10 protein-coding genes, 1 tRNA gene and 1 pseudogene are annotated in these 13,518 nt (G+C 53.8%); 5 read left to right on the forward strand and 7 right to left on the reverse strand.

The window, feature by feature from the left end:
• Positions 1-53 precede the first annotated feature (53 nt).
• The gene (locus tag FD428_RS03100; RefSeq protein WP_114848350.1) at positions 54-1,712 is read right to left on the reverse strand and encodes a glycerone kinase; all 1,659 of its coding nucleotides are present in this window, start codon (positions 1,710-1,712) and stop codon (positions 54-56) included.
• A gap of 594 nt (positions 1,713-2,306) precedes the next feature.
• On the opposite strand from FD428_RS03100, the gene FD428_RS03105 reads away from it, so the two are divergent.
• Positions 2,307-3,404: a glycerol dehydrogenase gene (locus FD428_RS03105; RefSeq protein WP_024130968.1), complete on the forward strand. Its 1,098-nt coding sequence runs from the start codon at positions 2,307-2,309 to the stop codon at positions 3,402-3,404.
• A gap of 105 nt (positions 3,405-3,509) precedes the next feature.
• Entirely contained in the window at positions 3,510-5,435 is a 1,926-nt protein-coding gene (dhaR, locus tag FD428_RS03110; RefSeq protein ID WP_114848348.1) for a dihydroxyacetone kinase operon transcriptional regulator DhaR, read from the forward strand.
• A 54-nt stretch (positions 5,436-5,489) separates the two neighbouring features.
• On the opposite strand, the pseudogene FD428_RS21790 reads toward dhaR, so the two are convergent.
• A pseudogene (locus FD428_RS21790) lies at positions 5,490-5,588 on the reverse strand (hypothetical protein); the annotation flags it as partial.
• 588 nt (positions 5,589-6,176) lie between these two features.
• Here FD428_RS21790 and FD428_RS03120 point away from each other — a divergent pair.
• A complete protein-coding gene (locus FD428_RS03120; protein WP_071257989.1) occupies positions 6,177-6,476 on the forward strand; it encodes a DUF1889 family protein in 300 nt (99 codons plus the stop codon).
• A gap of 119 nt (positions 6,477-6,595) precedes the next feature.
• On the opposite strand, the gene FD428_RS03125 is transcribed toward FD428_RS03120, so the two are convergent.
• Positions 6,596-6,671: transfer RNA gene (locus FD428_RS03125), tRNA-Ile, on the reverse strand.
• 125 nt (positions 6,672-6,796) lie between these two features.
• Between FD428_RS03125 and mug the strand changes: the two genes are divergently transcribed.
• Complete coding sequence (gene mug / locus FD428_RS03130; RefSeq protein ID WP_012135205.1) at positions 6,797-7,303, forward strand: G/U mismatch-specific DNA glycosylase; 507 nt, start codon at positions 6,797-6,799, stop codon at positions 7,301-7,303.
• Between the two features lie 51 nt (positions 7,304-7,354).
• Here mug and rpoD read toward each other — a convergent pair whose 3' ends face one another.
• From rpoD to rpsU, 3 genes are all read right to left on the reverse strand, one after another.
• A complete protein-coding gene (gene rpoD, locus FD428_RS03135) occupies positions 7,355-9,229 on the reverse strand; it encodes an RNA polymerase sigma factor RpoD (RefSeq protein ID WP_256372597.1) in 1,875 nt (624 codons plus the stop codon).
• Positions 9,230-9,429: 200 nt separating this feature from the next.
• On the reverse strand, positions 9,430-11,175 hold the full coding sequence (gene dnaG / locus FD428_RS03140; protein ID WP_012135203.1) for a DNA primase: 1,746 nt from the start codon (positions 11,173-11,175) through the stop codon (positions 9,430-9,432).
• A 164-nt stretch (positions 11,176-11,339) separates the two neighbouring features.
• Positions 11,340-11,555, reverse strand: coding sequence for a 30S ribosomal protein S21 (gene rpsU / locus FD428_RS03145; protein WP_001144069.1), 216 nt, complete (start codon positions 11,553-11,555; stop codon positions 11,340-11,342).
• A 237-nt stretch (positions 11,556-11,792) separates the two neighbouring features.
• On the opposite strand from rpsU, the gene tsaD reads away from it, so the two are divergent.
• The gene (gene tsaD / locus FD428_RS03150; RefSeq protein WP_047461129.1) at positions 11,793-12,806 is read left to right on the forward strand and encodes a tRNA (adenosine(37)-N6)-threonylcarbamoyltransferase complex transferase subunit TsaD; all 1,014 of its coding nucleotides are present in this window, start codon (positions 11,793-11,795) and stop codon (positions 12,804-12,806) included.
• Between the two features lie 86 nt (positions 12,807-12,892).
• On the opposite strand, the gene ureG is transcribed toward tsaD, so the two are convergent.
• Entirely contained in the window at positions 12,893-13,510 is a 618-nt protein-coding gene (gene ureG, locus FD428_RS03155; protein WP_114848347.1) for an urease accessory protein UreG, read from the reverse strand.
• Positions 13,511-13,518 lie beyond the last annotated feature (8 nt).

Raw genomic sequence — 13,518 nt, forward strand, 5'->3', positions numbered from 1 at the left:
CTTATAGGTGGAAGTTTAACCGGGCCACTGCGGGCCCGGTTTTCTGCTGACTATCAGGCGTTGTGACTTTCCGCCAGCGCTTTAAACACCATTGCCACGGCGTGTGCGCCTGGGTCCATATTGCCAAGCAGGCTTTCGCTGCTGAGGTAGGATGCGCGTCCGGCGTTGGCTTTGCTGGACTGACAGGTACGTTCTGCGCCATTTTGCGCGGCGGAAAAGGCCGCGTGCAGATCCTGTGGCTGCGCAAGCAGCGATGTCAGGGCCGGCTGTAAAGCGTCGATCATGGTACGGTCGCCTTCATCCGCGCCACCGTAATACTTCATCTGCGCCAGACCGGTATTCAGCGCTTCCGCCACACTGGCGCCTTGCTCCAGTTTCTGCCCCGCAGCGGTAAAGAAAATGGACATCAGCACACCGCTGGAGCCGCCCATGACGACGGTCAGACGTTCGCCAATGAGTGCGAACAGCGTGGCGAGATGGTCGAGCGGCAACTGCTGACGGTGTAGCAGGCCCGCGATTTCACGCGCGCCTGCCGCAAAAGTTGAGCCGGTATCGCCGTCGCCGACTTTGGCATCCAGCGCGTTAAGATCCATTTCCAGATCGGACAGCGTGCGGGTGACCTGCTCAACAATCCCGGCAACTAACGCGTTCTCTGAAGGCTGAAACTCTACTCGCGCGCTTTGCAGTGAGGATGGCATAATGGTTATCTCACGCGGCGGCACCGGCGTTTGCCAACTGCTGGTTTCCACCCCGGAGAGCAACGCTTTTTCGATACTTTCCTCCAGCACCATTGCCGTCAGTGAAAAACCTTTCATATCCAGCGCAGTCACCAGCGAAGCCGGGCCGATAAGCCAGTCGATGCGTTTATGCAGCGGGCTGCGCGCCAGTTCACGCGTGATGATGGCCATTTCTGCGACGGAGACGCCGCCAAGGTTATTGACCATCACCGCCAGACGACCGCTCTCAGGCAGAGCGGAGAGGAGTTTGTCGACTATCAGGCTCACAATCTGCGCGCTGTTTTGGGTATCAATGACTGATGCGCCGGGTTCACCGTGGATCCCCATGCCCAGCTCAGACTGATTAGGATGATGGCGTGGCGCGTTCTCCGTCTCCTGCGGCAGATGGCAGCTGGAAATCGCAACGCCAAGACTCACGGTATTGTTGGCGGCGTACTGCGCTTCACGCAAGACGGTCGCCAGGTTGTAGCCGCGTTCGGCAAAATAGCCAGCGACTTTATGAACCAGAATGGTGCCCGCGATACCGCGCGGGTGCTTATTGTCTGGCAGCGAAATGTCATCCCCGACAATCAGCATTTCAACGTTGTAGCCCAGACGGCGCGCTTTCTCTGCCGCAAGGCCGAAGTTCAGACGATCGCCGGTATAGTTTTTTACGATTAACAGGCAGCCGGCGTCGCCAGTGACCGCCTGAATAGCGGTCAGCACTGCATCGACGCTGGGGGAGGCAAACAGATCGCCGCAGACGGCAGCGGTTAACATGCCTTTCCCGATGAAGCCAACGTGGGCAGGTTCGTGCCCGGAGCCGCCGCCGGAAATCACCGCGACGTTGTTACGGTTCAGATCGCGGCGAACCACGACACGAATCGCCGGATCGCTCTCCAGGCGCACCAGATTGTTCCACGGGCTGGAGATAATCGTTCCTTCAATGACGTCGTTGACGAGATGGGGTCGCTGGTTAAAAAAGAATTGAGTCATAACGGTTCCTGGAGAGTGGGAAAAACAGACCCCCGGCTGCACATTATGGTTGCGGAGGCGCTCATCATCGGGACGCTGCGGGGCAGGTCGGCGATGAGGAGATTCTGGCTGAGTTCATGAAGAAAAAAATTTGAAGAAAAGGAGTTTCATTACGAAACGAAATTATTCTTTTACGTTCCGTAATGAAACGTTTTCTGATGGAAAAAAGCCAAAATGCGAGCCGGAGCGCGCCTTTTCCCCGCTCATTCACGCAGAAAAGTTGGCCGGACAGAAAAATATTTTCCTGTTTTGTCGGCAGTCGGCGGCGAAAACCACGCATGATTCCCCTTTTTTCAGAGGCATTATGAGAAGGCTGAACGGATCGGGATCGCAATCCTGCCGTTTTTTAGGGGTTATTGTTCCACTATGAAACGTGATGAATTTTTCTGTGTTCCATTTCAGAACAAAAAGAGGAAAGATTTTTTTGGCGATGCCTCGTCCTACAGTGATTGCATCGCTCCGGTATCGCTCCGTTTTCGCCATTAACACAGGGCCAAACAGGATAACGCCAGGGCTCACCATGTAAATACATGCACTTATTTGAGGATGACAGGAATGCTAAAAGTTATTCAATCTCCAGCCAAATATCTCCAGGGACCTGATGCTTCTGTCTTATTCGGTCAATATGCCAAAGACCTGGCGGACAGCTTTTTCGTGATTGCAGATGACTTCGTCATGAAGCTGGCGGGAGAGAAGGTGCTGAATGGCCTGAATAGCCACGAAATCCGTTGCCACGCAGAACGTTTCAATGGCGAATGCAGCCATGTTGAAATCAACCGTCTGATGGCCATTTTGAAACAAAAAGGCTGCCGTGGCGTGGTGGGGATCGGCGGCGGGAAAACGCTTGATACGGCAAAAGCCATTGGCTACTACCAGAAACTGCCGGTCGTTATTATTCCGACTATTGCGTCCACCGATGCCCCGACCAGCGCATTGTCGGTTATCTATACCGAAGCGGGCGAGTTTGAAGAGTATCTGATCTACCCGAAAAACCCGGATATGGTGGTGATGGACACGGCAATCATCGCCAAAGCGCCGGTGCGTTTACTGGTGTCCGGGATGGGGGATGCGCTTTCCACCTGGTTTGAAGCGAAAGCCTGCTATGACGCCAGAGCGACCAGCATGGCGGGCGGGCAGTCTACGGCGGCGGCCTTGAGCCTGGCGCGCCTGTGTTATGATACATTGCTCGCAGAAGGTGAAAAAGCGCGTCTGGCGGCTCAGGCTGGCGTTGTGACTGATGCGCTGGAACGTATCGTTGAAGCCAACACCTATCTCAGCGGCATTGGCTTTGAGAGCAGCGGTCTGGCCGGGGCGCATGCGATTCACAATGGTTTCACTATTCTGGAAGAGTGCCACCATTTGTATCACGGCGAAAAGGTCGCGTTTGGCACGCTGGCGCAACTGGTATTACAGAACAGCCCGATGGAAGAGATCGAAACCGTTCTGGGATTCTGCGAGAAAGTGGGGCTGCCGATTACCCTCGCGCAGATGGGCGTGAAAGACGGCATTGAAGGGAAAATTCAGGCGGTGGCGAAAGCGACCTGCGCGGAAGGCGAAACCATCCACAATATGCCGTTTGAGGTGACGCCGGACAGCGTTTATGCCGCGATTCTGACGGCGGATCTGTTAGGCCAGCAGTGGCTGGCGCGTTAATCCGCCTTTAGTTACGTTCCCTTCCCGAGATAAACAGGCAGTTTCTCCTCCCCTCTGACCGTTCCGGCCGGAGGGGTTGTCTATGGTAAAACAGCGGAAAAGGATATGACGGCTCAGACGCAGGACATCGGGAAGGAAGTATCTTCCGTCATCGCTCAGTCATGGCATCGTTGCAGCAAGTTTATGCAGCGAGAAACCTGGCAGACGCCGCACCAGGCGCAAGGGCTGACCTTTGAATCGATTTGCCGACGCAAAACGGCGTTGCTGACGATAGGTCAGGCTGCGCTGGAAGATGCCTGGGAGTTCATGGATGGACGACCTTGCGCGCTGTTTATCCTGGATGAATCCGCCTGTATCTTAAACCGCTGCGGCGACCCCGGGACGCTGGAGAAACTGGCGGAACTGGGCTTTCTCGACGGCAGCTACTGTGCGGAAAGCATCATCGGCAGCTGTGCGCTGTCGCTGGCAACCATGCCGGGGCAGCCAACCAAAACGGCCGGAGAGCAGCATTTTAAACAGGCGCTGCACCCGTGGTCGTTCTGCTCAACCCCGGTATTTGATAATCACGGCCGCCTGTTTGGCTCCATTTCGCTCTGCTGTCTGGTGGAGCACCAGTCAGTTTCTGATTTATCGCTGACGCTGGCGATCGCCCGTGAAGTGGGAAATTCACTGTTAACCGATAGCCTGTTGGCCGAGTCTAACCGTCATCTGAATCAGATGTACGGGCTGCTGGAAAGCATGGACGATGGCGTTATGGCGTGGAACGAGCAGGGCGTGTTGCAGTTTCTCAACGCGCGGGCGGCCACGATGCTGCATCTGGATACGCAGGCCAGCCAGGGGAAAAACATCCATGATCTGGTCAATTTGCCTGCCTTGCTGCGTCGCGCCATTAAACACGTCCGCGGGTTGAGCCATGTCGAAGTGACTTTTGAAAGTCAGCATCAGTTTGTTGATGCCGTCATTACCCTGAAACCGATTGTTGAGGAGCAGGGCAACAGCTTTATTCTGCTGCTGCACCCGGTGGAGCAAATGCGCCAGTTGATGACCAGTCAACTGGGGAAAGTGAGCCATACCTTTGAACAGATGTCGACGGACGATCCAGAAACGCGTCGGTTGATCCACTTTGGCCGCCAGGCGGCGAGGGGGAGCTTCCCGGTTCTGCTGTGTGGTGAAGAAGGGGTGGGCAAAGAGCTTCTCAGCCAGGCTATCCACAACGAAAGCGAACGCGCGAGCGGGCCTTATATCGCCGTAAACTGCCAGCTCTATGCCAATAGCGTACTGGGGCAGGATTTTATGGGCAGTGCGCCAACCGATGATGAAAATGGTCGTCTGAGCCGCCTTGAACTGGCGAGCGGTGGCACGCTGTTTCTGGAAAAAATTGAATATCTGGCGCCGGAGTTGCAGTCCGCGCTGCTGCAAGTGATCAAGCAGGGCGTGTTAACCCGCCTTGACGCGCGACGTCTGATCCCGGTGGATGTGAAAGTGATCGCGACGACCACGGTTGATCTGGCGAATCTGGTCGAGCAGAACCGCTTTAGCCGTCAGCTTTACTATGCCCTGCATTCGTTTGAAATTATTATTCCTCCGCTGCGCGCGCGGCGTAACAGCATCCCTTCGCTGGTCTATAACCGGCTGAACGGCCTGAAAAAACGCTTTTCAACCAGCCTGAAGGTGGATGATGATGCGCTGGCGCAACTGGTAGCCTATTCCTGGCCGGGCAATGACTTCGAGCTGAACAGCGTCATCGAAAACATTGCTATCAGCAGCGATAACGGCCACATCCGCCTGAGTAATCTGCCGGAATATCTGTTTTCTGAACGCCCCGGCGTGGATACGACATCATCGCTGCTACCCGCCAGCCTGACGTTTACGGCTATCGAGAAAGAGGCGATTATCCATGCCGCCCGCGTCACCAGCGGACGGGTGCAGGAAATGTCTCATTTGCTGAACATTGGCCGCACTACGCTGTGGCGTAAGATGAAGCAGTACGACATCGACGCCAGCCAGTTCAAGCGCAAGCATCACGACTAGACCGGCTTTCGCTGGGGGCTCCCGGCGATATCCGCGAATTTTTCCGGGTTACAGCCCGCCCAACAGTTTGCAGCGTTCGCCCACAACCGAAATGGCATTGGGGCCGAAAAAGTTCACATTTGGCACCAGATAATCAAACACACGATAGCTCATAATAAGACCTTCCCGGGTTCGGATGAGCATTCAGAGAAACAGCGCAACGCAGTTTCTGCCAATAACATATCCTGCTACGATGTACAGGGCTGAGGCCGCGATGAATTATCGCGCGGCGGTAAATGTTTTATTTCGTGTTCTTTATTTTGTCGCTCTCAGGTATTAAGTCAACAGGATAAAAATTGCTCAATTGATAACGTAATTATCTTCCGAACGTATTTTTTTATTAATGTCATTCGACATGATCACACTTTTCTCTACAGACCATTATTTGTGTTTCATACTGAAACTCATATTTTTAGATGCGTATCAAACTGGAGCGTAATTAATTTTGTTTTTTCTCTCGGTGAACCCGGCACTGACCGCCTCCTCACCAGGCGTCGAATCCCCCACACTTGCTGCGCTTGTTGTCTCCATCCTTGCGGGCTATCTGGTTGATCTGTGGAGAGGAAGACGGATGGTGTTGTGACTCACCTCGAAACCTGGTTGAAAGAAAAGGATAAATTTAATGATTTCTTTGATATTAAGTTCAATCCAGGGGCATATTAGAGAGGTGTTTTTCAGATGGTTAATTTTAAGGATAAAAGTATGCCAGCAGTCATTGATAAAGCCTTAGATTTCATTAACGGTATGAATACATCCGCTTCAGTCCCACACCCAATGGATGAAAGTACAGCCAAGGGGATTTTTAAATATTTGAACGAGTTGGGGGTTCCGGCGAGAGCAGCAGATGTGGCAGCCCGAGGTGATCGGGAAGGGTGGAATGCCGGGTTTACGGAAAAATTGGTCGGGTGGGCTGAAAAAATTGCGTCAGGAGAACGGGTGCTTATTAAAAACCCTGAATATTTTTCTTTATATATGCGAGAGCAGCTTCGGGCGCTGGTATAAGCTGAGCGCGCGCAAAAAGATCTATCTGCCTCGATGCTCTCGCCTTCAATACGGGAGCATTTATTCCGGCCTCCCAGAAAAACAAAAGGACCTGCGATTTCTCGCAAGTCCTTGATATCTGGTGGCCCCTGCTGGACTTGAACCAGCGACCAAGCGATTATGAGTCGCCTGCTCTAACCACTGAGCTAAGGGGCCGTGGCGGTGGATTATAAAGTAACTCCGTGTTGCAATCCAGCCATAACCGTACGGATGCTGTTTTTATAAACAACGTATTTTCAATCCGTTATACTTTCAGCCTGATGTATCGTTCAGGAGTTAATATGGTTAAGGACATACTGGCGCGGGAGCTGAGAGTGGTATTTTGCGGCATCAATCCCGGCCTCTCTTCTGCGGGGACAGGGTTCCCGTTCGCGCATCCTGCCAACCGTTTCTGGAAGGTAATCCACCTTGCCGGATTTACCGGGCGTCAACTGAAACCGGAAGAGGCGCAGCATCTGCTGGATTTCCGCTGTGGCGTTACCAAATTTGTCGACAGGCCTACCGTGCAGGCGAACGAAGTTAAGCTTCAGGAGATGCGTAGCGGCGGCCATAAGCTCATTGAGAAGATTGAGCACTATCAACCTGCGGCGTTGGCGATTCTGGGCAAGCAGGCGTTTGAGCAGGGATTTAGCCAGCGCGGCGCGCAGTGGGGAAAACAGACGATGACCATTGGCGATACGCAGATCTGGGTGTTGCCGAATCCCAGCGGCTTAAATCGCATCAGGACGGAAAAGCTGGTGGAGGCGTATCGGGAACTTGATGAATCGCTGGTGGTTGATGGGCTGTAAGCGGTAAAAAAAACGCCACCTTGCGGTGGCGTTGATGCTTATGCGGCGAGATTAATCATCCAGGAAGCTACGCAGCACTTCAGAACGGCTCGGGTGACGCAATTTACGCAGCGCCTTCGCTTCGATCTGACGGATACGTTCGCGGGTAACGTCAAACTGTTTACCCACTTCTTCCAGCGTATGGTCGGTGTTCATATCGATACCGAAACGCATACGCAGCACTTTTGCTTCACGCGCCGTCAGGCCAGCCAGCACGTCGTGCGTTGCGGCACGCAGGCTCTCGGTGGTGGCAGAGTCCAGCGGCAGCTCGAGGGTGGTATCCTCGATGAAATCCCCCAGATGCGAATCTTCATCGTCGCCGATCGGCGTTTCCATGGAGATAGGCTCTTTGGCGATCTTCAGCACTTTACGGATCTTGTCTTCCGGCATCAGCATGCGCTCGGCCAGCTCTTCTGGCGTCGGCTCGCGACCCATTTCTTGCAGCATCTGGCGGGAGATACGGTTGAGTTTGTTGATGGTCTCAATCATATGCACCGGAATACGGATGGTGCGCGCCTGATCCGCGATAGAGCGGGTGATCGCCTGACGAATCCACCAGGTGGCATAGGTGGAGAATTTGTAACCACGACGGTATTCGAACTTGTCTACCGCTTTCATCAGACCGATGTTGCCTTCCTGAATCAGATCCAGGAATTGCAGACCACGGTTGGTGTATTTTTTGGCGATAGAGATAACCAGACGCAAGTTCGCTTCAACCATCTCTTTCTTCGCACGGCGGGCTTTCGCTTCGCCGATGGACATGCGGCGGTTGATGTCTTTTACCTGCTCGATGGTCAGGCCGGTTTCTTCTTCAATCTGTTGCAGTTTTTGCAGGCTGCGCTGAACGTCTTCAGTGACATCGTGCAGCTTTTCGGACCACGGCTTGTTCATCGCAATGGCGGCATTGAACCAGGTTTCGCTGGTTTCGTTGCCGGTGAACAGGGTGATGAAGTTTTTCTTCGGCATTTTGCACTGCTCAACGCAGAGCTTCATGATCAGGCGTTCTTGCGTGCGAACGCGATCCATCATGACGCGCATGCTGTTCACCAGGTAGTCGAACTGCTTCGGCACCAGGCGGAACTGCTTAAACACTTCAGACAGCTTCAGAATTTCGGTCTGCGCATCGGCGTGGCTGCGACCTTTCGCTTTGATGGTGTCACGGGTGACTTCGTACTGCGTACGCAGCTCTGCGAATTTTTCGCGCGCCAGTTCCGGGTCGATGCTGTTGTCGTCATCGCTGCTGTCGTCGTCTTCTTCTTCGTCTTCATCATCGTCGTCGTCCATCTCTTCCTGAGAGAGTTCAGAACCGACGTGCGTGGCGGTAGGCGCCATATCTTCTTCAGCGTTCGGGTCAACAAAGCCGGTGATCAGATCTGACAGGCGAGCTTCTTCGGCTTCAACGCGATCGTACTGTTCAAGCAGATAAGTAATCGCTTCCGGGTATTCGGCAACGGAGCATTGAACCTGGTTGATCCCGTCTTCGATACGTTTAGCGATGTCGATTTCGCCTTCACGGGTTAACAGTTCAACCGTACCCATCTCACGCATGTACATGCGTACCGGGTCAGTGGTACGACCGATTTCAGATTCAACACTGGATAAAACTTGAGCAGCAGCTTCTTCCGCGTCTTCGTCGGTGTTGTTGGTGTTTTCAGCAAGCAGCAGATCATCGGCATCCGGTGCTTCTTCCATCACCTGAATACCCATGTCGTTGATCATTTGGATGATGTCTTCGATTTGATCTGAATCGACGATATCTTCCGGCAGATGGTCATTGACCTCGGCATAGGTCAGATAGCCTTGCTCCTTACCACGGGTGACAAGAAGCTTCAGCTGTGACTGCGGGTTTTGCTCCATAAGACGGTATCCACACTTATTTCGTTTGATTGGTGTCGGCGGTGTATCTGCCAACCTTTAAAGCGAGGGCGTACTTATATTTTTGCCGCTGCCTCTCAGTGCGGCTGTCGGGGGCTTCCCGATCGCTATTCGGCACTTAAGCCGTTAAATACGTCATCCTTCAAGTTGTCTCTGCGTTAGCTGCGTTCTCTTGCTGCCTTAATACAACTTGAATGGTTTTGTCTATCAATTCATTTTTTGGCCAGTTCCTGGTTCAGCGTCCAGAGTTCCCGGCGTTCTTCGTTGCTTAAACCGTGTGTGCGATCGCGAGCAATCAACTCTTCCTGGCGCAGCTTAAGCATCGAATCAAACATATGGTTGAGTGAGTCGGTGAAGGTTTTTTCAGCAATGTCCTTATCAGCTATATCGTCCCACATCGACAATTTTTCAAGGGTCGCAGCACTATTTGTGCCGCGATAATGTTCTAAAAGTTGGCCGGTGGTCAGACCTGGTTGAGACAAACAAGTGTTGACCAGTTCTTCAAATAAGCCAAGCCCGGGCAGCTTTTTTTGATCCAGACCGCCTAGCGGTGGTACTAACGGCGCCAAATCCGGGTTTTGTACCAGTAACCCTATAAGTATACGCATGGTCGTGCGTTTTAGCTGCGGAGCAGGGCGTACCGTGCCACTTTCTGCCTGTTTTGGCATTAAGCGGTCAAGCTGGCTATCGTCAAAGATGCCTAATTTCAGCCCCAGCATCTGTCGTAGCTGGATCCTGTGCGTATCTCCGGGAACCTGGTTAATCAGCGGCAGCGCCAGCGCGGCAAGCTGCGTACTTCCATCCGGCGTACTCAAATCAACCTGCGGCAAGAGGCTATTGAAGAGAAACAGAGAGAGCGGCAGAGCCTGCTCCATCCGTGCTTCGAATGCTTCTTTGCCCTCTTTACGCACCAGCGTATCCGGGTCTTCGCCATCAGGCAGGAACATAAAGCGCAACTGCCGTCCGTCGGTGATATAGGGCATTGCCGTTTCAAGCGCTCGCCATGCCGCATCACGTCCGGCCCGATCGCCGTCATAACAGCAAATCACATTGTTAGTCGCCCGGAATAACATGTGGATATGGTCAGCTGTTGTCGATGTCCCCAACGATGCCACGGCGTAGTTAATGTCGTACTGCGCCAGCGCGACAACGTCCATATAGCCTTCAACAACAAGCAGTCGCTGCGGTTCAGCGTTATGTTGCTGAGCTTCATAAAGGCCATACAGCTGTCGACCTTTATGGAAAATATCGGTTTCCGGGGAGTTCAGGTATTTCGGCGTATCGTTACCGAGTACGCGACCACCAAAACCAATCACCCGTCCTCGTTTATCGCGAATCGGGAACATCACCCGATTACGGAAACGATCGTAGGTTCTGCCCTGGTCATTGTTGACCAGCATTCCGGCATCCAGTAACAGCGCTCTGTTGTCGCTATTATTACCGAAACGTTTTAATGCGTTATCCCAGCCTGGCGGAGCGAAACCAATCGCGAAGCGTTGAACGATTTCAGCGCTAAGGCCGCGTTTTTGCAGATATTGGCGCGCAGGCTCTGCTGTGGGGTGGGCGAGCGACTGTTGATAAAACGCATTCAGCCCGTCCATTAACTGATAGAGGTTTTGCCGTTGGTGGCGCTCTATCTGGCTAAGACCTGTCCCTGCTTCGTAGGGAATTTCCAGGTTGTGCATTGCAGCCAGTTCTTCGACGGTTTCCACGAAATCGAGCTTGTCGTAGTTCATGAGGAAATCGATCGCGTTGCCGTGTGCGCCGCAGCCAAAGCAGTGGTAAAACTGTTTTTCACCGTTCACGGTGAAAGAGGGGGTTTTTTCGTTATGGAACGGACAGCACGCGTGAAAATTCTTGCCCTGCTTTTTCAGCTTCACCCGCGCATCGATCAGATCGATGATGTCGGTGCGTGCCAGCAGGTCATTGATAAATACGCGTGGGATTCGTCCAGCCATATGCCCCTTTTATACACTTCATCTTTCAGGCGCCGCTTTGCCGCATCCTGAATGATTTTGTATATATGCCAATGCATAAACGAAAATAAGCCGCGCATTCCTTTCGGAAGCACGGCCTTACAACTACAACTCGGTCTGAATCGAGAGCTTACGCCCTCAACGCATTAGTACAGACGAGTGCGGCGTGCGTTTTCGCGAGCCAGTTTCTTCGCGTGACGTTTCACTGCTGAAGCTTTAGCGCGCTTACGTTCGGTAGTCGGTTTTTCATAGAACTCACGACGACGAACTTCCGCCAGAACACCTGCTTTTTCACAGGAACGCTTGAAGCGACGCAGAGCTACGTCGAACGGCTCGTTTTCACGTACTTTAATTACCGGCATGTGCCTCTCACCTTTGATTAAATCGGTTTGCCGCTGGCATCAGCGCCAGCTTATTTCAAAATGGTGCGGAATTTTACTGCAATTGCTGCTGCTTTGTAAAGCACCGACGCCTTTTTTGAAAGGGACTTTTATAAGGGTGAGGAGTATACACGAGGCTGTCGCCAGGGGCGAACAAAGTTTTACATCAACCCGCATTGGCCCTACACTGCGCGGTATCAGAGTGAGGTAAAACAAGTCATGCGTGTACTGGGTATTGAGACATCCTGCGATGAAACCGGCATCGCTATTTACGACGACGAAAAAGGTCTGTTAGCCAACCAATTGTATAGTCAGGTGAAATTGCACGCTGACTACGGCGGCGTAGTGCCTGAACTGGCCTCGCGCGACCACGTACGCAAGACCGTGCCGCTGATCCAGGCGGCGTTGAAAGAGTCGGGTCTGACGGCGAAAGAGATTGATGCCGTGGCCTATACCGCAGGGCCGGGTCTGGTGGGGGCGCTGCTGGTCGGCGCGACCGTTGGCCGTTCGCTGGCGTTTGCCTGGAATGTTCCGGCGATTCCGGTACACCATATGGAAGGGCACCTGCTGGCGCCGATGCTGGAAGACAATCCGCCGGAATTTCCGTTCGTGGCGCTGCTGGTCTCCGGCGGTCATACCCAACTTATCAGCGTGACCGGGATTGGTCAGTATGCGCTGTTAGGCGAATCCATTGACGATGCGGCCGGTGAAGCGTTTGATAAAACCGCCAAACTGCTGGGACTGGATTACCCTGGCGGCCCGATGCTGTCGAAAATGGCGGCGCAGGGCACCGCAGGGCGTTTTGTCTTTCCGCGTCCGATGACCGACCGTCCTGGGCTGGATTTCAGCTTCTCCGGGCTGAAAACGTTCGCCGCAAACACTATCCGCAGCAACGGTGATGATGAACAGACCCGCGCCGATATTGCCCGTGCGTTTGAAGATGCGGTGGTGGATACGCTGATGATCAAGTGTAAGCGAGCGCTGGATCAGACCGGCTTTAAGCGTCTGGTGATGGCCGGCGGGGTGAGCGCCAACCGCACGCTGCGTGCGAAGCTGGCGGAAATGATGCAAAAACGGCGTGGCGAAGTGTTCTACGCGCGGCCAGAGTTTTGCACCGATAACGGCGCGATGATCGCCTACGCCGGTATGGTGCGCTTCAAAGCCGGCGCAACGGCGGATTTAGGCGTGAGCGTGCGTCCTCGCTGGCCGCTGGCGGAGCTGCCTGCGGCGTGATTTTTTGCCCGGTGGCGGCTTCGCTTACCGGGCTTACAATACCGTAGACCGGGTCAGGCGAAGCCGCCTCCCGGCGATAAAAAACGCTACACCCGCAACATCCCTTTATCTTCCAGAAACGCAATAATCGTCGCCAGGCCGTCACCGGCTTTCAGGTTGGTAAACGCCCACGGCCGATCCCCGCGCATGCGCATTGTATCGCGCGCCATTACCTCCAGCGACGCGCCCACATACGGCGCCAGATCCGTTTTGTTGATCACCAGAAAATCGGATTTGGTAATCCCCGGCCCGCCTTTACGCGGGATCTTCTCGCCTTCGGCCACGTCGATCACATAGATCGTCAGATCGGCCAGCTCCGGGCTGAAGGTGGCGCTCAGGTTATCGCCGCCGCTCTCGACAAAGATCAGATCCAGGTTGCCGAATGTCTCGCTTAATGCTTCCACCGCCGCCAGGTTCATTGAGGCGTCTTCGCGAATGGCGGTATGCGGACAACCGCCGGTTTCCACGCCGACAATCCTTTCCGGCGCCAGTGCGCCCGCTTCGGTAAGAATGCGCTGATCCTCTTTGGTATAAATATCGTTAGTCACCACCGCCAGTTGATACGTATCGCGCATCGCTTTGCATAACGCTTCCAGCAGGGCGGTTTTACCGGAACCCACCGGACCGCCCACGCCGACGCGCAGGGGATGTTTATAGTTGTTCATCGTGTCTC

Origin of the sequence: Citrobacter sp. TBCP-5362, assembly GCF_005406305.1 — a bacterium.
GTDB classification, from domain to species: domain Bacteria; phylum Pseudomonadota; class Gammaproteobacteria; order Enterobacterales; family Enterobacteriaceae; genus Citrobacter_B; species Citrobacter_B koseri.